Source organism: Rickettsia endosymbiont of Oedothorax gibbosus (genome assembly GCF_936269705.1).
In the GTDB taxonomy this organism is placed as follows: Bacteria; Pseudomonadota; Alphaproteobacteria; order Rickettsiales; family Rickettsiaceae; genus Tisiphia.
Genome location: NZ_OW370493.1, coordinates 1,169,199 through 1,188,330 on the forward strand (window position 1 = coordinate 1,169,199; position 19,132 = coordinate 1,188,330).

Sequence of the window (19,132 nt, forward strand, 5' to 3'; positions counted from 1 at the left end):
TTAGGGAACGTGCGATGAAGTGCCACTTTCATTTTAGACAGGAAATCTCTTGATAACATTGTCATATTCTTTCTGGGCATCACCTATAGATAATTTAGAATATATCTCTAAAGATTGACGACTTTCATGTCCTGAATATGGCTGAATTAAAGCATCTTCTACCCCTTGCTTCTTTAACCAAGTGAATAAGAAATGTCTTAATTTATGTGGTGAAATTGATTCTACAATGCCAGCTTCCTTAGTGTACCCAGCTAAGATCTTTCTAATACCTCTATCTGTGTATGCCTTGTTCCATGATGATTCAAATAAATATTTTGCCCCTATTTTTTCCATTGTGTCTATATGTAATGCTAGTATTTCCTTAAAGTTATTAGGAAACGGAACTATTCTGTCTTTTTTTCCCTTACCTTCTATGACTTTTATTTGACATCTATCGACATCAACATCGCTTAGTTTTAGTTTAACCAACTCACTAACTCTAACTCCCGTATATAATAATGTTTTAATTATTACTACATGCTTCATATTACGAGATTGCCAGACTACTTTATAATATTTATCTATTTCCTTTTCTGTTGGTACATATGGTAATTTCTTGTCTTTATGGTTCACCTCAACATTTAATTCTTTCCGCAAGTGCCGAAAAAGCTCACGTAAATAATCATAATTAGGATATTCTGACCTTAAGGATTTAGCTAGTTGCTTAGCTTTTTGACGAACAGGGGTACGTTCAATGTTACTAATCATACTGTTACCATTTGTTTTGGCTGTTCTATGATTAGGCGTTGAGTTAAATCTAATGGGAATAAGCCGTATGGATTAATATGGTTATGAATTAAAGGTGTTAATCCTCTTTTATCTTCGTCAGTTAGTTTATGTTGCCAAATTGGCTCAGATAATACTTCTTGAATAATCAATGTGTTAATATATACCATACATACCTGCAATAAATGCAAGCAGACTATAGCTAATTCTTGGTCATCTTTGTTATTGGTAGATATCTCACCTAACTTACCATAAAATATGAACCCCATGATACTATTCAATCTTTCAACAACATTTAATGCTTGATTTATCTCAATACACGTCAGTTCGGGATAAGATATAGATGAAATAGTAATAGATAAAAGGATTGTCAAAAAGGAGTGCCTGCAGTATTTATATTTTTAAACAAAAAAACAAACTACAGGCATGAAAAAAGATATCACAGAATTATATAGTTTTATAGATGATTTTTGTAAAATTTATTTGGAGTATGAACAGAGAAAGTTATTACCATCAAATAAGCAAAGAAATCGCTGTTGTAGCATGAGTCTAAGTGAAATGTTAACAATAATAATTATGTTTCATACATCCTATGCTAAGAATTTTAAATTTTTCTATAAAAGTTATATAGAGTGCATGCATAAGGATGATTTTCCCAAAGCCTTGAGTTATAATAGATTTGTTGAATTAATGGCACGATTATTCATACCGCTAAATATGTTGATTCATTTGTTGTTTGGTGAGGAAACAGGTATTTATTTTATTGACTCTACAACGATTAAAGCTTGTCACAATAAAAGGCGTTATAGCAATAAAGTTTTTAAAGGATTAGCCAAACATAGTAAATCCTCTATGGGGTATTTTTATGGTTTTAAATTACATGTAATAATCAATAATAAAGGGGAGTTTATGGCATTAAAAGTGACCAAAGGCAATGTAGATGATAGGGTTCCAGTACCGGAGTTAACAAAAAGATTAACTGGAATTATAGCAGCTGATAAAGGTTATATTAAGCAAAATTTGTTCTTAAATTTATATGAAAGAGGCTTAAAAATGATTCATGGAATTAAGAAGAATATGGAAAATAAATTAATGGATTTGAAAGAAAAAATCTTACTTCGAAAGCGTAACTTAATTGAAACAGTTTTTGATTATCTAAAAAATAAAATGAACCTTGAACATACTAGACATAGATCACCAATAAATGCCTTTGTCCATATATTATCTACTCTTGTTGCTTACTCATTAAAGAAAAATAAACCTTCAACAAAATTTGATTTTAATCTACATGTTCACAATATCCTTATCCCGAATTGACGTAATACGTAGTGCTTCCGACATTAAATAACGACATAGGAATATTGTCTTTACCGCATGACCAATCTCAGTTAGAGCCTTATAAACAGGATGATCAGCATTATTATTACTAAGGATTTTAAACATTACTTCAGGTTCTACTGTCCCTGTTCTTAGTGCTGCTAGGTATCTTACTACCTCATGATAGTATTGGACAATTAACTGCCAGTTAATTGATGATTTTAAAATAGCAGTTAAATTCTGATAATTATTTTTATCCTTGGTTGCCGAGTAATATAATTTCTGTTTTTTTATGTTCTTAAGTCTAGGTAATAAATCAAAATTTAATAGGTGACTAAAAGCAAAGCCAATAGTACTTTGTCCATGGGTATCTACATAAGTTTTTTGCATATCCATTTTAGTACAATGATCAAGAACTCCTTTAATCATGCTACCTACTTCTGAAGAAGAACAAGTTTTTAGTTGGGAATAGATACAGGTGGAATTTTGATCGACATGCCAATAAATCATCACTCCACGTCCTTTGTAGCGTGTATGCCACTCAGTCATTAAATTTTGATCCCAGCTACTTACCTTAGTTGAATCACAAGCACAACCAGTTGTAGCAAAACCCCAAATCCTTGAATCTCTTGTTTCTAAAATTGCATTAACAACCTCAACTATCGCTTCCCTAACATTAGCTGTATTGATATATCTCCTTTAATATAACGTAAATCTGAATAATTTGTATCTTCATGAGCACTACTAATACCAATTGCAATAATTAACGCAGTGGTGTAAAATGGGTTTTTAACTGATAAAGGTACTCAAATGGCTAGGTTAATATTACCACAAGGTTTTCATGGTCATGATTTTATAAAAATGATGAAACATGAGCCGCATGGTCGAAATCGTATACGTTTATTGGCGATGTATCACCTTCAATTAGGCAAATCTTTAAAAGCCATATCTGAAATAGTGAAGTCACACTGGAAAACTGTGCAATCATGGCTCAGAAGATTTAGGAATCATGGTTTTGAAGGATTATTTGAATCACAAAGAAGCGGCGCCCCTAGGAAGATTAACACTATACAAGAGTCTGCTCTTTTTGATAAAATCAATACGCTCAGTGAAAGTAAAACTGGTGGGTATATAACTGGAAAGGAGCTACATATCATGTTACTTGAGGAATATGGTGCTAAATGCGCTTTAAAAACAGTCTACAATACTATGCACCGCCTTGGTTTTAGCTGGATTACTTCTCGTTCAATGCATCCAAAGTCAAATCAAGAGACTCAAAATACATATAAAAAAACTTCCCAGACATGTTAACAAAATTATTACCAAAAAATATCGATAGATGTAAAGTTGATATATGGTCTCAGGATGAAACTCGAGTTGGGCAACAAGGTAGCTTAACTCGTATATGGGCTAAGCGTGGCACTAGACCCCGTAAAGTTCGGCAACAGCAATTCATTTCAACATATATTTATGGAGCTGCTTGCCATGATACAGGAGAAGCTTTTGCATTAATTTTACCATATGCAAACACACAGGCAATGAATAAATTCTTAGAAGAGCTTTCTCGCAGTATTCAAGGCAACCGACATATAGCTTTACTAACGGATAATGCAGGTTGGCACACAGCCAAAAAACTAACTGTGCCAAGCAATATCACTTTGATACCGCTTCCGCCCTATGCACCGGAACTTAATGCAATGGAACAAGTTTGGGAATGGATCAAAAATCATTTCTTGTCTAACCAATGTTATGGTGTATATGAAGATATCGTCACTATGGCTTGTTACGCTTGGAATCAATTTGCTCATAATGTAGATTTAGTAAAATCAATTATGTATAGAGACTGGATAAACACACCGTGTTAATTATTGCAATTGGTATTACTCAGTCATTGCGAGGAGATACTTTAGTAGCATTGAAGCAATTCATGAGAATTAGTATAGATACATCAAGGCTATATGGATTGCTTTGTCGTGCGATTTCCGCACTCCTTGCAATGACGTCTTGTACTTTCCTGCAAATTTTAAATTATCCTGATAATAATTTAGTAAAATTACTTAGTGCTATAAAAAATTATGATACAATCACAATATTATTAAAAAACATCAAAGAGAATATATTTATTTTATGACCGCCAATGTACTAGTAGTTGATGATATAGAATCAAATATTAAATTACTGGAAGCTAAACTTTTAGGGGAATATTACACTGTCTTTACTGCCAATAACGCCAAAGACGCTCTAAATGTTCTTGCCATTAATAGAATTGATATTATATTGCTTGATGCCATGATGCCTGATATGGACGGATTTGAAACCTGTAGAAAAATTAAGTCTAATATTTCTACCATGCATATACCAGTCATTATGGTTACAGCCCTTTCTGATACAGAAGATCGCATCAAAGGTCTGGAAGCTGGAGCTGATGAGTTCTTAACAAAACCTATTGATGATACTGCTCTTTTTGCCAGGGTACGATCTCTTGCTAGAATGAAGGCGGTTATTGATGAACTCAAACTAAGAAATACTACTAATGCTGAATTAGGTGGCTCTGTAATAGAAATACAAGATAATTTTTCAGATAGTAAAATACTGTTAATTAATGATGATATAGTACAGGCAAGAAATATCAATAAAATGCTTCTAACTCTTACCCCCAATATCAAAATAATATCTGATATCAAGGAATTGGAGAAAGATACTGAATATCCTCTAGATTTAGTAATTATTAGCTGCCAATTAGAACAAGGAGACCCTTTGAGAATAAGCGTGATGTTACGCTCTAATATTAAATTTCATGATATAGTGCTGATATTACAAGCTGAAGAAGAAAATAGAGCAACAGTTATCAAGGGTTTAGAACTGGGTATTAATGATTATTTTATGTATCCAGTAGATAAGAATGAGCTGTTAGCTAGAATTAGAACTCAACTGAGAAGAAAACACTATCAAGATAAATTACGCAATGATTTAGAATTAAGCGTAAACTTATCTATTAAAGATGGTTTGACTGGTATATTTAACCGTCATTATTTTGATACGCATATAAAGCAAATGGTGAAAAAAGCTGATGATAGCAAAAGACCTTTATGCTTACTGATGTGTGATATTGATTATTTTAAACAAGTTAATGATAGTTATGGTCATCAAGCGGGAGACGTAGTGCTAAAAACCGTTGCTAATGTTCTGAAGAATATTTTTAGGGTCACAGACTTAATTGCTAGATATGGAGGTGAGGAATTTGCTGTCCTGTTAAACGATATAACGATTGACGAGGCTATGTATGTAGCGGAGCGGGTAAGAACAAGAGTGGAATCTATTGAGTTTAAAGTTAAAACTCAAGAAAATCCTATTAAAAAAACTATCTCAATAGGAGTAACTGAATATAAAATTGGAGAAACTATTAGTGATTTTATAGAGCGTGCCGACAAAGCTCTTTATCAAGGAAAGGAACAAGGGAGAAATAGAGTGATTAAAATAACTTAAGATTAATAATTTAGGTACACAAATGAAGAGCAATCAGGTATAATAGGTTGAGAGATGGGCATTTTGCAAATCTGCCTTTCATACAAAACTTAAGAATATGAAAAATAAAACTCTTCGTAAATGTTACCATGAATTACCATACAGACCAAGTGTAGGTATGATGATAATTGATGGTACTAATAGAGTGTTTGTTGGTAAAAGAATCGACACTAAAATATCGGCTTGGCAAATGCCCCAAGGCGGTATAGATTTGGGAGAAACACCCAGTGTTGCAGCTCTTAGGGAAATGCTAGAAGAAATAGGTTGTAATAAAGGTGATATTCTTGCAGAAAGCAAATATTGGTATAGTTATGACGTACCTAAAATTTTAATACCTAAATTATGGAATGGTAATTTCCGAGGGCAAAAACAAAAGTGGTTTTTAATTAGGTTTACAGGCACTAATGAAGATATTAATATTAACACTAGTAACCCAGAATTTGAGGAATGGCGTTGGGTTAAATTTGACGAATTATTGTCAATTATAATTCCCTTTAAACGAAAACTTTATAAAGCTGTAGTTAAAGAATTTTCTCCGATCGTTAATGATACACTATGTTCTGTAAAATAAGAAATTAGGAATTAAAATTTGGTATTATGACTAATAAAAAACAGTTGGCTTTTGGTGTAGATTCTCGTAGATGCGAGAAATATAGTTTGCGTCAAAGTAGATATTACGTTATTTCAAAAGATGTTAGTCGTATCGTAAGTGAAATTAAATCTAAAAACCAAAGAGTAAAGTTATTAGATATTGGTGTTGCTTCTGGTGTATCTCGGCGTTATATCGAAAATCAACCAAATAATGAAGTGATAGATTATTATGGAGCAGATATTGAAATAAGAGATGATCTATATAAGAAGGAATCTTATAGTTGTTTATACCAAGCTGATTTAATGCAAGGAATGTTAAATGTTCCGAGCAACATTTTTGACATTGTAATTTGTGAACAAGTTTTAGAACATTTATATGAATTAGAACTTGCTTTTAAATCGATAGAAAGAGTATTAAAGCCTGGCGGGACGTTATTTCTGGGGGTTCCAATTTGGACCAGTGTTAAGAACAAGCTCTTTTGCCGCCACTTACAGTTCCTAAAAAAATAATGTTTACACTTTTTTATTGTTAGAGCAAAAAATATATTGCAAAATAATTGTAATATGAATAAAATCGAGTAAATCAATACCGACACTGTGATTTCTAGGAACAGATAAAAATGCAATATAATTTATCATTAGAGGATTTAAATTTATGCAAGAAAAAGAAAGGTCAATCAAATCAGTTAACTTTTGCAATAATGTTAGTGTATTTCAAAAAATACATACAATTTCCCTCTAATAAAGCTAACACAGTTTCGATGCAATTATTGTTACAGGTTGCCAAACATTTAGATATTGATCCAACACAAATTATTACATTTGACTGGGATACACGTACTGGAGAAAGGTATCGTCAGGATATCAGACAGTATTTAGGATATCGTGTAGCAAATGCCAAGGATATTACATTAATAATGAATTATCTTGTAGATGACTTGATACCGCGTCATTTCTCAGATTCAGTGCTACTTGAACAAATACGTACATATTTCATCAAAGATAGAATAGAAATTGTTAATACCAAACAATTAGAAAATTACATTTCGTTAGCTAAACAAAAATTTGAACAACAATTTTTTAGAAAAATATTTGATAATTTAAGTCAAGGAAATCTTCTTTTAATAGATCGCATTCTTAGTAAAAATAGTGATGAGGATAATAACATTATAGAATTATCAGAACTTAAAAAAGATATCTCTGGAGCTAAAATTAAGAATATTCAATGTGCCATAAATAAAATCAATTTACTAGGTCAAATCAAATTATCTGACTGCATAATAGAGTCAGTAGACAGAAAATTATTATTAAAATATTATGAACGTGTGATGGTTTTTGCACCTAGCAATATTCTAGATTTTGCCCCGACTATAAAATATGCCACCATGGCAATATTCTGTAGTGTAAGACTGGAGCTATTGTTGGATGCCTTAATAGATACCATGATTAAACTAATTAAAAAGATGCGAGCCGGAGCAGAGAAGCATGTAGACCGTCATATTCTTCAGGAAGTTAAGCGTGTTGACGGAAAGTTTGATATTCTAGAAAAGTTGGCTATACTAAATGCAAAAAATCCTAAAAGCATTATTGAGGACAAAGTTTATCCGGTAGTGCCTCAGGAGAAGCTGGAAGAAGTAATTGAAGATCTACAACATCGTGGTAGTAAGTGGTATCAGGCTCAGGTGCGAGAAAAAATGCATACCACCTATGCTTATGGCAATAGAGGTAGTCTACTTGCGATAATAAGAATATTACAAATTTCTGAAGATCATATTGATTATCAACCTATCTTAAAGGCAATTCGTTTTATCAACCAATACTGGAATGAATCAGATTTAGCTTACTATATTAATATCCCACCAATCAATAGAGCTATCCCACAGAACTGGTATAGCATGATCTTTAAAATAGAAAAAGGTCAATTGCGAATAAATAAATATAATTATGAACTAGCCATATTAGAACAGATTAAAGAACTTCTTGGTTTTAAAGCTATTTGGGTTAATAAAAGTTACCGTTATAGAGATCCGAATAAGGACTTACCGAAGGACTTTATTGAGAAACGAGAATCATATTATGAGTTACGTCAGTTCGGGATAAGATATAGATGAAATAGTAATAGATAAAAGGATTGTCAAAAAGGAGTGCCTGCAGTATTTATATTTTTAAACAAAAAAACAAACTACAGGCATGAAAAAAGATATCACAGAATTATATAGTTTTATAGATGATTTTTGTAAAATTTATTTGGAGTATGAACAGAGAAAGTTATTACCATCAAATAAGCAAAGAAATCGCTGTTGTAGCATGAGTCTAAGTGAAATGTTAACAATAATAATTATGTTTCATACATCCTATGCTAAGAATTTTAAATTTTTCTATAAAAGTTATATAGAGTGCATGCATAAGGATGATTTTCCCAAAGCCTTGAGTTATAATAGATTTGTTGAATTAATGGCACGATTATTCATACCGCTAAATATGTTGATTCATTTGTTGTTTGGTGAGGAAACAGGTATTTATTTTATTGACTCTACAACGATTAAAGCTTGTCACAATAAAAGGCGTTATAGCAATAAAGTTTTTAAAGGATTAGCCAAACATAGTAAATCCTCTATGGGGTATTTTTATGGTTTTAAATTACATGTAATAATCAATAATAAAGGGGAGTTTATGGCATTAAAAGTGACCAAAGGCAATGTAGATGATAGGGTTCCAGTACCGGAGTTAACAAAAAGATTAACTGGAATTATAGCAGCTGATAAAGGTTATATTAAGCAAAATTTGTTCTTAAATTTATATGAAAGAGGCTTAAAAATGATTCATGGAATTAAGAAGAATATGGAAAATAAATTAATGGATTTGAAAGAAAAAATCTTACTTCGAAAGCGTAACTTAATTGAAACAGTTTTTGATTATCTAAAAAATAAAATGAACCTTGAACATACTAGACATAGATCACCAATAAATGCCTTTGTCCATATATTATCTACTCTTGTTGCTTACTCATTAAAGAAAAATAAACCTTCAACAAAATTTGATTTTAATCTACATGTTCACAATATCCTTATCCCGAATTGACGTATTACATATTGTACTATCCCCCACAAATTTATAACACAATCATAAATGAAGCTATTAGGTGGGTTATAGTATTAACTTAAACTTTGACATTATTATATCTTTTGTCAAGCTAATTATCAATTAAGCACAATTATAAATTCAAAAATAAAGAGTTAGGTCATATAGTCAATTGATGAGAAGTTGATGCTAGGAGCGATGGAGCGACGCCTAAAGTAATAGGCGAGCATTGAGCGACTACGTCACCAACTTCTCATCAATTGACTATAGTACATGTAGATAATTGTGGTATTAATATATAAATATAAAAAACTTCTTAATAAAAATCTGTATAAAATAAAATAATATGATGCAACATGAACATATAATTAGACTAAGCATCATGGAATTGGGCAATTTATTTTCTGAAATTTTCATATCATCCCTACATAGGCGGGGTTCTAGATTACCTTTTTCGCGGGAATGACAATTTACAGGCTTATAAATAAATATCACAAGCTTTGCTAAATAAAGTGCAGAGAATAAAGTACTTAAAGCTAGCACTCCCATAACTAATATTTGATTTTGTTCAGCAGCGGCAAGCATAATATAAAACTTACTAATAAAACCACCAAAGGGGGGAATGCCGATTAACGATAAACTGGCAATACATACCATAAAGCTAGTTTTTGGCATTTCTTTGCCAGCATTGATTAGGTCAGATATCTGGTTAGTCTTCTTTAAGCTATAAATACTTCCCATTCCATAAAATAAACAGATTTTAGTAAATGAATGTGAAGATAAATGTAGGATAGCTGCTCCTATAGATTTTGAGGTAAACATGAAGCTACTAAGTAAAGCTATCCCTAATTGGTTAATCGTAGAGTAGGCTAGAATCTTCTTAATATTATCACTAGTTAATGCCTTAAAGGAACTATAAAATATGGTGATAATAGGTAAGAAAATAATCCAATTAAATTCGGCAAAAATAGAGTGTAAATATTTAAGACCAAAAATATATATCAGAATTTTATAAATACAAAAAAGTCCAGTTTTAACAACTACCACTGCATGTAGCAAAGCACTTACAGGGTAATGTGCTACCATTGCCGCTGGTAACCATTGGTGCAAAGGATATAAGGCTGCCTTTGATGTGCCAAAAATAAACATTAATAACAAAATTATGGTTTGATTTTTGGAAAAATAATGCTCGATAAAACCTTGGGATGTAAAGTCACCATGCCCTGCTTTAGCATAAATAATTATTATAGCTGGCAAGAATAGTAATATCCCTGAGATCATCAATATTTTTAAATATTTATAGACTCCTGCCATAACTTTATCTCCACCACTATGACCAATTAATGGAGCAGTTGATAATGTTAATATTTCATAAAAAATAAACATCGTAAAGAGATTTGAAGATAATGCTACCATCCCCCCAGATAATACACTTAGATTAATGAAGAATAGAAAACGACTAGAATTATCAATATTATTAATTGCCAAATATTTAGTGGTGTAAATTAATGCACAAATCCATAAGAAGCTCAGTAAGGTTAAGAAAATGAGACTGAGGGCTTCTAAATGCAGTCCAATAGCAAAATTACTGAAGATGGTTATTGATAGATTGGCTCTTACGCCCTTCAGAAATAACCAATCAATAATTAAAATATTGACAAAAAAGAAGCTACTAATGGTAATTAATAAAGAGTTACGCGTATTATTATCACTATTACTGATAAAAGGTGTAACTAAATTTAACATAGCTACAAGTAAAGTTGATATAATCAAAAAACTAGGGGTGACAGAAGGGTACATTAATGCCCTCCTAATAGTTGTAATTGGTTTAAGAATATTGGTAGGAGAAGTTGTATTACACTAACAAAAATTAGCCCATAATATTTATATTCTCTAATGTCATTCCCGCGTAGGCGGGAATCTAGATCCCCGCGTTCGCGTGGATGACAAGGGGTGTACAGGGTTGACATCAAAGGTTCCTTGTGATGCCAACATAGTTTTTTGGCAATCTTATAATGATAAAGTAATGACATAGCAGAACTGATAACAACAATCACCAACTCGAGCCACAGATTTTCAACAATCAACAACTCAAAAATAGAAAGCTTAATGAAAAACATACTACTTATTGGCAAACCACAGCTACAAATTAGACTAAATACTACCAAGACACGCCATAACATACTGGTACTGGGTACGCTATGAGTATCAAAATAAGCAATGATTAGAAATAGAGCAATCTTATTAAGGCTATCAGCTAACAAAAATGGAGTTAGGATTAATTCACCTCTAGGAACAACTAATAACAAAAATATATAACCAATTTGTACTGCCGAAGAATATATCACAATATTTCTGACTTTTTCTTTGCTTCGGCAAGCAAAATATGTACATAAAATAATAGTTACCAAAGCGATCGGTTTGATAAAAATTGCTAAATCATTAATGATTATACTATAGTCAATGGTAAAATGAATGAACCTCAATATTATATAAAGACCCATTATACTGGAGATACTGGCAAGATATGTCAAAATGACCGGAGCAACCGAAGAATAGCTTCGAATCATCCAAAAATGCATCGGGAAAAAAGCCGTTTTTAATATAGCACCAATTAGAAAAAAACTAATAGCTAGCTTGACTATTTTGCAGTCATAATTTGTCTGAAGTAACATTGAAATATCTGACGTATTAAGGCTGCCAGTGCTACTCAATAAAAATCCAATGGCTATTAATATTAAAGTTGCCCCGACTGTACCGAGCATAAGATAATCGAAAGCACCGATAACAGCCTTGGGGTTATTACTCTGTGCCATTAGGGCATAAGCACTTAATGAAGATATTTCAATAAATACATAAAGGTTAAAAAGGTCATTAGTACTCAATATACCGAGATATCCGCTATGGGCAAATAATAAAAGTGCATAAAATAACGATTGCCTTTTTTTATCAATAAATTTAAGTACGGTAGTTGCCAGCAATTTGTTACAGAAAATTAGAAAAAATAATAATACACCATTAATGTAGGTAATTATAGGTTGATTCAGGTAGTCTAGCTTATATTCAATACCTATGGGAGCATGCCAATTACCAAAATCATATGACACGGCACCTTTATTAATTACCGATAAACCATAAATACTTAAAAATAAACTTAGTGCAATCGAAATAACTGCTATAATTCGAGTGACAAGCACATAACGAAAAGTTAGTATTGAAAATAACGCCCCAAAAAATGGCAACAATACTTGTAAAGCTGGAAAATGTTTAATTAATATCATTTATTTCAATCATTCGGAGTCGCTTCGCTAAAATTAATTTCATGCTCCGATATAGTATTAAATTGCTTAGAAATACGATAAATCAAGCTAAGCCCTAATGACAATGTAGCAAAACCAACAACAATAGCCGTGAGCATTAGCACCTGAGGTAATGGGCTTACATAAAGCTGAGAATTCTGAAGTAAACTACGCTCAATTGGCACAATACCCCCATTTACCTTACCAAGCATCAGGTAAAAAATTAGCACAGAGCTTTGCATAACACTAAGCCCTATGATTTTACGAACATAATTATCACTGATTAACATTATAAACAAACCACTAGTTAATACGAGCAGTGTTAAAAAATATAAAATTTTTGAGATATATATAGCTTCTAAAAACATTGTTCCTTAATTAATACACCCAATGTCATTGCAATGACGTCAGGTTGTTTTTCCTATGACTTTTATGCCATGCGTATAGTCAATTCAGGAGAATTTGGGGCTAGAAGCGATGGAGCGACGCCTATAAGTAATAGGCGAGCGACAAGCGACGACGTCCCAAACTTCTCATCAATTGACTATATATTAATCACCGCGTTGCAACCAATGCCCTTCAGCCGGCGATAGGTCACTTGCCACAGCTCTCCTATCATCAAATACAAAACATTCTCCTTGCCATAAATTGCTATGATTATGGGTATCTTCTAAATATTGTAAGATACCACCTTTAAGATGGTAAACATCATTAAAGCCAAGTTTCTTTAAATAGGCTGTTGATTTTTCACATCTAATTCCACCGGTACAATACATCGCTATTTTCTTGCCAACAAGTAGGTCTTTATTTTGTTCTACCCATTTTGGAAATTGCTTAAATGTCTCTGTTTTTGGGTCTATAGCACCTTTAAAAGTACCGATACATACTTCATAGTCATATATGGACGAGTGAATTTGTCAACAAAGAAAATAAAAAAATAGAGCCACAAAGGAAGCGGTCATATATTCGGCATCGAGTGCCATAATGGTTTCTGCATTCTTATAAATATCCTTGAGTGACCTCTCATTCCCACGGCTTCTAGAGCCTCGACATAATTACGGATTTTATTCAGAATACTTATTCATTAACTCTTTAACTTTCGTTCTCTTTATTGTTACTATTCTTTACTCGCAATATTTATCAATTACCAATTTTTATTTAGTTGACATAGTTTCTTCTTTTTTCTCAACTAAACTAATTTGCAACATATTCGCTACCATTGGTGACTACTGCATAAGCAATCCTTGCTAACTTATTTGCTAAACCAACACATATAATATTATATGATTTATTTTCAGCAAATTTCTTCACTGCCCACTGCACGCACTAGTTTATCTTTCGATTCCTTACCACTTTTTGCTCTTATTGCTATTGTCCTTGCGGCTTGAATCAACATAGTTCTGGCATATCTATCTCCCTGTTTGGTAATCCCTCCTAAAACTATCTTACCTCCTGAGCTATGTTGCTTTGGTACCAAACCAAGCGAAGCAGCAAAATCCCTCGGGGTTGGATAACTTTCCATTGGGGCTACACTCAAACAACTAGCATTGATTGCTCCAATGCCAAAAATTGTCTGCAACCTAGTAGCTTTCTCACTTTGCTTATTATTGCTGATAATCAGCTTTTCTAAAGTTTTCTCTTTGTCACATAAATCCTCAATTTCTTTACATTCTAAAAGTAAAATTGACCGTATCCCAGAATTTATATAACCTTTACTATACGCTAACTCTACCTCCAGCCTACATGATTTGCAAAATTTATTTTTACTTAATTTTGTATTATAGCCATATTCACATAAACTTGATATTGTAGAATTAGTTTTTTGCACACGATCTCTGATCGTATTACTTCTAATTTTATGCAAAAATTTTATATCTTGTTCCTCTTTGCTTTTTGGCAGCATAGTTTTTAATTCTGGATCACGAGCCGCTTTGCATATTGCTAACGCATCGTTATAATCATTTTTCTGTTTCGATGTAGCATAAACTTTTACATCTTTTGTTTTCATTAGTTTGACTTGCAAACCAAGCTTAGCAATTTCCTGTGACCAATAATTAGCTCCTCCACATGCTTCCATAGCTACCAATGAACTTTTATCGAGATTGCTTAAATAGGCTATTAACTCATCTCTTGTAACTTTTTGATAACCTATTTTTTTGCCATTTTGATCGACTTGCACCAAGTGCATACTATTTTTTGCTAAATCTATTCCTATTATAGTATTTTTTATGCTATTATTTATCATGGTATGGACCTATTAATTAAATTATTATTTAATTTGGAGCAGCTGAAAACTATTTTTCAGCTGACTCCGTACAAGTAAAGCATATTTCGCTTCACTCGTCCATACCATCATTCTCGCTTCCCATTGTCATTCTTAGCAATGGCGGGAATCTGGATCCCGCACCGAAGCAGGTATGACAAAAAAATGGATTGCGTCATCGGCTTCTCCTTCTAGCAATGGCATTAGTTTGTAGTCAATTTAATCACAAAATTTGGTATTACTCCCTGCTCAGTTGCGGCAATTTGCAGATGCTGTAGTTTTTTTTCAATAGTAAGATGTTGGTTGTGAAACTTTGTCGTATTACCTGTTAATACTAAAGCTGAGTCAATTCCCAGGTTATTCGCTCCTAAAATATCAGTAAAGAAAGTATCGCCTATCATCAGAATCCGGTTCAATGGGACACCAGGTAGTTGGTTTAATACGGTATGATATATTTCTAGATGTGGCTTACCGCTGTAAATTACCTTCCCACCAAATTGCTTTATTTTTTCAGCAAAATATCCAGAACAATATCTCTGTACACCCTGTTGCATAATTCCAAGGTCTGGGTTGGCACATATAGTAATTATGTTTCTTTTTACTACAGTTTTAAATAAATCATCAAACTCATCTAAATTTAAATTTTTTTCTGCATCACGATGGAGCGTTAACAAAAAGATATTAGCTTCATCTATGTTTGTAGTAATAGGTGTCTGCAATTCATTCAGCAAATCATTGTCATCTTGACCAAGATGATAAACCACAGGGGTTTTGATACCAAATCTTTTATCACTTTCTAGTATCATATTAATGGCTACTTCACCAGAGCTAAAAACCATTTCTTCCGTTGTGTTAATACCCCAAATCTTATTAATCTTGTTAAATAATGAAGCTCTGCTGCGTGGAGCATTAGTAACAAAAAAAACCTTCTTTTGCTGTTTAATTATTTTGTTAATATTGTCAACTACCCCAGGGTAAATCTTATTGCCTTCTACTACCACTCCCCAAAGATCAAATAAAAAAACATCATAATCATCCATTGTAGATGGAACGTCTCTAAAAGTTAGTTTTGTCATTATTGTGTACACTCTATATGAAATTTTTATAGCCTCGCTATTAGCGACGAAGCAGTTGTAAATTAAAAGTATGATATAATAGATATTAAAGTCAATGTAAATAATGATTTATAGTGCTTTTAATGGGGCGTACAGCAATAGCCATAATAATGACTATTGCTGTACGAGCGTGAGCAACCGTGTAGCAATTGGTTTTAAGACCGAATGGATCCTGGTACTCTAGCCCAAACCCCCGAGACCTTTTAATAGTTGATTGGGGTGCTTTTGCACGCCCACTTACAATCGTAAACATTAAATATCTCGAGGTATTATATGCTATTATATAATAATTTTATCAGTCTTGATACAGGAAAATTCAATTTTGTTGTTGCTATAGTCAATTGATGAGAGGTTGGTGACGTCGTCGCTCAATGCTCGCCTATTACTTATAGGCGTCGCTCCATCGTTCCTAGCCCCAAATTCTTCTGAATTAACTATACACGTCAATTCGGGATAAGGATATTGTGAACATGTAGATTAAAATCAAATTTTGTTGAAGGTTTATTTTTCTTTAATGAGTAAGCAACAAGAGTAGATAATATATGGACAAAGGCATTTATTGGTGATCTATGTCTAGTATGTTCAAGGTTCATTTTATTTTTTAGATAATCAAAAACTGTTTCAATTAAGTTACGCTTTCGAAGTAAGATTTTTTCTTTCAAATCCATTAATTTATTTTCCATATTCTTCTTAATTCCATGAATCATTTTTAAGCCTCTTTCATATAAATTTAAGAACAAATTTTGCTTAATATAACCTTTATCAGCTGCTATAATTCCAGTTAATCTTTTTGTTAACTCCGGTACTGGAACCCTATCATCTACATTGCCTTTGGTCACTTTTAATGCCATAAACTCCCCTTTATTATTGATTATTACATGTAATTTAAAACCATAAAAATACCCCATAGAGGATTTACTATGTTTGGCTAATCCTTTAAAAACTTTATTGCTATAACGCCTTTTATTGTGACAAGCTTTAATCGTTGTAGAGTCAATAAAATAAATACCTGTTTCCTCACCAAACAACAAATGAATCAACATATTTAGCGGTATGAATAATCGTGCCATTAATTCAACAAATCTATTATAACTCAAGGCTTTGGGAAAATCATCCTTATGCATGCACTCTATATAACTTTTATAGAAAAATTTAAAATTCTTAGCATAGGATGTATGAAACATAATTATTATTGTTAACATTTCACTTAGACTCATGCTACAACAGCGATTTCTTTGCTTATTTGATGGTAATAACTTTCTCTGTTCATACTCCAAATAAATTTTACAAAAATCATCTATAAAACTATATAATTCTGTGATATCTTTTTTCATGCCTGTAGTTTGTTTTTTTGTTTAAAAATATAAATACTGCAGGCACTCCTTTTTGACAATCCTTTTATCTATTACTATTTCATCTATATCTTATCCCGAACTGACGTAATACCATAAAAATCACAATTTGCATCAAGTTTCGTGATATTTCTGCCTCGTGTTTTTAATTGCATAATTGCCACTAAATTTGATATTCCACAAATTTCTTTAAAAATCACTTTACATGTTAAAATATATTAATATTATACAAAGCATATTAGACTTTAATAGTAAAGATTGCTTTATTATATCATAGAATAGGACTCGTGTGGGTCTAAAGACTCGATAATCAAGTTTTTTGCAGAGCTTATAAATAGTAGGTTGTTTGAAGGAAATTTGAATATATCCGAGTCACAACATCTATCTTTAAACGCAAAATTTGTCATATATGGACGAGTGAATTTGTCAACAAAGAAAATAAAAAAATAGAGCCACAAAGGAAGCGGTCATATATTCGGCATCGAGTGCCATAATGGTTTCTGCATTCTTATAAATATCCTTGAGTGACCTCTCATTCCCACGGCTTCTAGAGCCTCGACATAATTACGGATTTTATTCAGAATACTTATTCATTAACTCTTTAACTTTCGTTCTCTTTATTGTTACTATTCTTTACTCGCAATATTTATCAATTACCAATTTTTATTTAGTTGACATAATTTCTTCTTTTTTCTCAACTAAACTAATTTGCAACATATTCGCTACCATTGGTGACTACTGCATAAGCAATCCTTGCTAACTTATTTGCTAAACCAACACATATAATATTATATGATTTATTTTCAGCAAGTTTCTTCACTGCCCACTGCACTAGTTTATCTTTGATTCCTTACCACTTTTTGCTCTTATTGCTATTGTCCTTGCGGCTTGAATCAACATAGTTCTGGCATATCTATCTCCCTGTTTGGTAATCCCTCCTAAAACTATCTTATCTCCTGAGCTATGTTGCTTTGGTACCAAACCAAGCGAAGCAGCAAAATCCCTCGGGGTTGGATAACTTTCCATTGGGGCTACACTCAAACAACTAGCATTGATTGCTCCAATGCCAAAAATTGTCTGCAACCTAGTAGCTTTCTCACTTTGCTTATTATTGCTGATAATCAGCTTTTCTAAAGTTTTCTCTTTGTCACATAAATCCTCAATTTCTTTACATTCTAAAAGTAAAATTGACCGTATCCCAGAATTTATATAACCTTTACTATACGCTAACTCTACCTCCAGCCTACATGATTTGCAAAATTTATTTTTACTTAATTTTGTATTATAGCCATATTCACATAAACTTGATATTGTAGAATTAGTTTTTTGCACACGATCTCTGATCGTATTACTTCTAATTTTATGCAAAAATTTTATATCTTGTTCCTCTTTGCTTTTTGGCAGCACAGTTTTTAATTCTGGATCACGAGCCGCTTTGCATATTGCTAACGCATCGTTATAATCATTTTTCTGTTTCGATGTAGCATAAACTTTTACATCTTTTGTTTTCATTAGTTTGACTTGCAAACCAAGCTTAGCAATTTCCTGTGACCAATAATTAGCTCCTCCACATGCTTCCATAGCTACCAATGAACTTTTATCGAGATTGCTTAAATAGGCTATTAACTCATCTCTTGTAACTTTTTGATAACCTATTTTTTTGCCATTTTGATCGACTTGCACCAAGTGCATACTATTTTTTGCTAAATCTATTCCTATTATAGTATTTTTTATGCTATTATTTATCATGGTATGGACCTATTAATTAAATTATTATTTAATTTGGAGCAGCTGAAAACTATTTTTCAGCTGACTCCGTACAAG

22 protein-coding genes and 2 pseudogenes are annotated in these 19,132 nt (G+C 32.3%); 9 read left to right on the forward strand and 15 right to left on the reverse strand.

Annotated features, from left to right (window positions below; genetic code table 11):
* Nucleotides 1-33: 33 nt before the first annotated feature.
* The gene (locus NBW66_RS06480) at nucleotides 34-747 is read right to left on the reverse strand and encodes a tyrosine-type recombinase/integrase (RefSeq protein ID WP_250312066.1); all 714 of its coding nucleotides are present in this window, start codon (nucleotides 745-747) and stop codon (nucleotides 34-36) included.
* Nucleotides 744-1,079 (reverse strand): annotated as a pseudogene (locus tag NBW66_RS06485) (Tn3 family transposase); the annotation flags it as partial. The pseudogene NBW66_RS06485 and the gene NBW66_RS06480, both read right to left, overlap by 4 nt.
* A gap of 112 nt (nucleotides 1,080-1,191) precedes the next feature.
* Between NBW66_RS06485 and NBW66_RS06490 the strand changes: the two are divergent.
* Nucleotides 1,192-2,082, forward strand: a complete 891-nt coding sequence (locus NBW66_RS06490; RefSeq protein WP_250310582.1) for an IS982 family transposase — start codon at nucleotides 1,192-1,194, stop codon at nucleotides 2,080-2,082.
* Here NBW66_RS06490 and NBW66_RS06495 read toward each other — a convergent pair.
* Entirely contained in the window at nucleotides 2,050-2,772 is a 723-nt protein-coding gene (locus NBW66_RS06495) for a Tn3 family transposase (protein WP_284346743.1), read from the reverse strand. The genes NBW66_RS06490 and NBW66_RS06495 overlap by 33 nt on opposite strands.
* Before the next feature lie 120 nt (nucleotides 2,773-2,892).
* Here NBW66_RS06495 and NBW66_RS06500 point away from each other — a divergent pair, with 120 nt between their 5' ends.
* The 8 genes from NBW66_RS06500 (at nucleotide 2,893) to NBW66_RS06535 (ending at nucleotide 9,279) form a co-directional block, all read left to right on the forward strand.
* Nucleotides 2,893-3,393: a helix-turn-helix domain-containing protein gene (locus NBW66_RS06500; protein WP_250310542.1), complete on the forward strand. Its 501-nt coding sequence runs from the start codon at nucleotides 2,893-2,895 to the stop codon at nucleotides 3,391-3,393.
* Nucleotides 3,387-3,947 (forward strand): IS630 family transposase, encoded by a 561-nt coding sequence (locus NBW66_RS06505; RefSeq protein ID WP_250310543.1) that lies wholly within the window; start codon nucleotides 3,387-3,389, stop codon nucleotides 3,945-3,947. The genes NBW66_RS06500 and NBW66_RS06505 overlap by 7 nt, the downstream gene beginning before the upstream one ends.
* Entirely contained in the window at nucleotides 3,941-4,213 is a 273-nt protein-coding gene (locus NBW66_RS06510; protein ID WP_250312067.1) for a hypothetical protein, read from the forward strand. The genes NBW66_RS06505 and NBW66_RS06510 overlap by 7 nt, the downstream gene beginning before the upstream one ends.
* The gene (locus NBW66_RS06515; protein WP_250312068.1) at nucleotides 4,210-5,568 is read left to right on the forward strand and encodes a PleD family two-component system response regulator; all 1,359 of its coding nucleotides are present in this window, start codon (nucleotides 4,210-4,212) and stop codon (nucleotides 5,566-5,568) included. The genes NBW66_RS06510 and NBW66_RS06515 overlap by 4 nt, the downstream gene beginning before the upstream one ends.
* Before the next feature lie 97 nt (nucleotides 5,569-5,665).
* Nucleotides 5,666-6,178, forward strand: a complete 513-nt coding sequence (locus tag NBW66_RS06520) for an RNA pyrophosphohydrolase (protein ID WP_250312069.1) — start codon at nucleotides 5,666-5,668, stop codon at nucleotides 6,176-6,178.
* 26 nt (nucleotides 6,179-6,204) lie between these two features.
* The gene (locus tag NBW66_RS06525; protein WP_250312070.1) at nucleotides 6,205-6,708 is read left to right on the forward strand and encodes a class I SAM-dependent methyltransferase; all 504 of its coding nucleotides are present in this window, start codon (nucleotides 6,205-6,207) and stop codon (nucleotides 6,706-6,708) included.
* A 110-nt stretch (nucleotides 6,709-6,818) separates the two neighbouring features.
* Nucleotides 6,819-8,309, forward strand: coding sequence for a DUF4158 domain-containing protein (locus tag NBW66_RS06530; protein WP_250311965.1), 1,491 nt, complete (start codon nucleotides 6,819-6,821; stop codon nucleotides 8,307-8,309).
* A 79-nt stretch (nucleotides 8,310-8,388) separates the two neighbouring features.
* Entirely contained in the window at nucleotides 8,389-9,279 is an 891-nt protein-coding gene (locus tag NBW66_RS06535; protein ID WP_250310582.1) for an IS982 family transposase, read from the forward strand.
* A 291-nt stretch (nucleotides 9,280-9,570) separates the two neighbouring features.
* Here the strand turns inward: NBW66_RS06535 and NBW66_RS06540 are convergent, their stop codons facing one another.
* The 12 genes and pseudogenes from NBW66_RS06540 to NBW66_RS06585 all read right to left on the reverse strand — a co-directional run bounded on the left by NBW66_RS06540 (nucleotide 9,571) and on the right by NBW66_RS06585 (nucleotide 19,057).
* Nucleotides 9,571-11,079, reverse strand: coding sequence for a proton-conducting transporter transmembrane domain-containing protein (locus NBW66_RS06540; protein WP_250312071.1), 1,509 nt, complete (start codon nucleotides 11,077-11,079; stop codon nucleotides 9,571-9,573).
* The gene (locus tag NBW66_RS06545) at nucleotides 11,079-12,560 is read right to left on the reverse strand and encodes a proton-conducting transporter transmembrane domain-containing protein (RefSeq protein ID WP_250312072.1); all 1,482 of its coding nucleotides are present in this window, start codon (nucleotides 12,558-12,560) and stop codon (nucleotides 11,079-11,081) included. Before NBW66_RS06545 ends, NBW66_RS06540 begins: the two co-directional genes overlap by 1 nt.
* 5 nt (nucleotides 12,561-12,565) lie before the next feature.
* Nucleotides 12,566-12,925: a Na+/H+ antiporter subunit C gene (locus NBW66_RS06550; protein ID WP_094649174.1), complete on the reverse strand. Its 360-nt coding sequence runs from the start codon at nucleotides 12,923-12,925 to the stop codon at nucleotides 12,566-12,568.
* Nucleotides 12,926-13,129: 204 nt separating this feature from the next.
* A pseudogene (locus tag NBW66_RS06560) lies at nucleotides 13,130-13,474 on the reverse strand (rhodanese-like domain-containing protein); the annotation flags it as partial.
* A gap of 298 nt (nucleotides 13,475-13,772) precedes the next feature.
* Nucleotides 13,773-13,901, reverse strand: a complete 129-nt coding sequence (locus NBW66_RS14510; RefSeq protein WP_284346674.1) for a hypothetical protein — start codon at nucleotides 13,899-13,901, stop codon at nucleotides 13,773-13,775.
* Nucleotides 13,873-14,823 carry an IS110 family RNA-guided transposase gene (locus NBW66_RS06565; protein ID WP_250312073.1) on the reverse strand — a complete coding sequence of 317 codons (951 nt, stop codon included), beginning with the start codon at nucleotides 14,821-14,823 and terminating at the stop codon, nucleotides 13,873-13,875. Before NBW66_RS06565 ends, NBW66_RS14510 begins: the two co-directional genes overlap by 29 nt.
* A 221-nt stretch (nucleotides 14,824-15,044) precedes the next feature.
* Nucleotides 15,045-15,917, reverse strand: a complete 873-nt coding sequence (locus NBW66_RS06570; protein ID WP_250312074.1) for a TIGR01459 family HAD-type hydrolase — start codon at nucleotides 15,915-15,917, stop codon at nucleotides 15,045-15,047.
* Between the two features lie 318 nt (nucleotides 15,918-16,235).
* Nucleotides 16,236-16,403, reverse strand: coding sequence for a palindromic element RPE2 domain-containing protein (locus NBW66_RS06575; protein ID WP_250312075.1), 168 nt, complete (start codon nucleotides 16,401-16,403; stop codon nucleotides 16,236-16,238).
* Nucleotides 16,400-17,290: an IS982 family transposase gene (locus tag NBW66_RS06580; RefSeq protein WP_250310582.1), complete on the reverse strand. Its 891-nt coding sequence runs from the start codon at nucleotides 17,288-17,290 to the stop codon at nucleotides 16,400-16,402. Before NBW66_RS06580 ends, NBW66_RS06575 begins: the two co-directional genes overlap by 4 nt.
* Nucleotides 17,291-17,373: 83 nt before the next feature.
* Nucleotides 17,374-17,508: a hypothetical protein gene (locus NBW66_RS14515; RefSeq protein WP_284346738.1), complete on the reverse strand. Its 135-nt coding sequence runs from the start codon at nucleotides 17,506-17,508 to the stop codon at nucleotides 17,374-17,376.
* 503 nt (nucleotides 17,509-18,011) lie between these two features.
* On the reverse strand, nucleotides 18,012-18,140 hold the full coding sequence (locus NBW66_RS14520; protein WP_284346678.1) for a hypothetical protein: 129 nt from the start codon (nucleotides 18,138-18,140) through the stop codon (nucleotides 18,012-18,014).
* Nucleotides 18,140-19,057: an IS110 family RNA-guided transposase gene (locus NBW66_RS06585; RefSeq protein ID WP_250311443.1), complete on the reverse strand. Its 918-nt coding sequence runs from the start codon at nucleotides 19,055-19,057 to the stop codon at nucleotides 18,140-18,142. Before NBW66_RS06585 ends, NBW66_RS14520 begins: the two co-directional genes overlap by 1 nt.
* Nucleotides 19,058-19,132 lie beyond the last annotated feature (75 nt).

Coding starts and splice junctions, on each gene's coding strand:
- NBW66_RS06500 (WP_250310542.1), top strand. CDS start 2,893: ATGGCTAGGTTAATATTACCACAAGGTTTTCATGGTCATGATTTTATA.
- NBW66_RS06545 (WP_250312072.1), bottom strand. CDS start 12,560: ATGATATTAATTAAACATTTTCCAGCTTTACAAGTATTGTTGCCATTT.
- NBW66_RS06520 (WP_250312069.1), top strand. CDS start 5,666: ATGAAAAATAAAACTCTTCGTAAATGTTACCATGAATTACCATACAGA.
- NBW66_RS06570 (WP_250312074.1), bottom strand. CDS start 15,917: ATGACAAAACTAACTTTTAGAGACGTTCCATCTACAATGGATGATTAT.
- NBW66_RS06480 (WP_250312066.1), bottom strand. CDS start 747: ATGATTAGTAACATTGAACGTACCCCTGTTCGTCAAAAAGCTAAGCAA.
- NBW66_RS06565 (WP_250312073.1), bottom strand. CDS start 14,823: ATGATAAATAATAGCATAAAAAATACTATAATAGGAATAGATTTAGCA.
- NBW66_RS06535 (WP_250310582.1), top strand. CDS start 8,389: ATGAAAAAAGATATCACAGAATTATATAGTTTTATAGATGATTTTTGT.
- NBW66_RS06515 (WP_250312068.1), top strand. CDS start 4,210: ATGACCGCCAATGTACTAGTAGTTGATGATATAGAATCAAATATTAAA.
- NBW66_RS06530 (WP_250311965.1), top strand. CDS start 6,819: ATGCAATATAATTTATCATTAGAGGATTTAAATTTATGCAAGAAAAAG.
- NBW66_RS06490 (WP_250310582.1), top strand. CDS start 1,192: ATGAAAAAAGATATCACAGAATTATATAGTTTTATAGATGATTTTTGT.
- NBW66_RS06505 (WP_250310543.1), top strand. CDS start 3,387: ATGTTAACAAAATTATTACCAAAAAATATCGATAGATGTAAAGTTGAT.
- NBW66_RS06580 (WP_250310582.1), bottom strand. CDS start 17,290: ATGAAAAAAGATATCACAGAATTATATAGTTTTATAGATGATTTTTGT.
- NBW66_RS06585 (WP_250311443.1), bottom strand. CDS start 19,057: ATGATAAATAATAGCATAAAAAATACTATAATAGGAATAGATTTAGCA.
- NBW66_RS06525 (WP_250312070.1), top strand. CDS start 6,205: ATGACTAATAAAAAACAGTTGGCTTTTGGTGTAGATTCTCGTAGATGC.
- NBW66_RS06540 (WP_250312071.1), bottom strand. CDS start 11,079: ATGTACCCTTCTGTCACCCCTAGTTTTTTGATTATATCAACTTTACTT.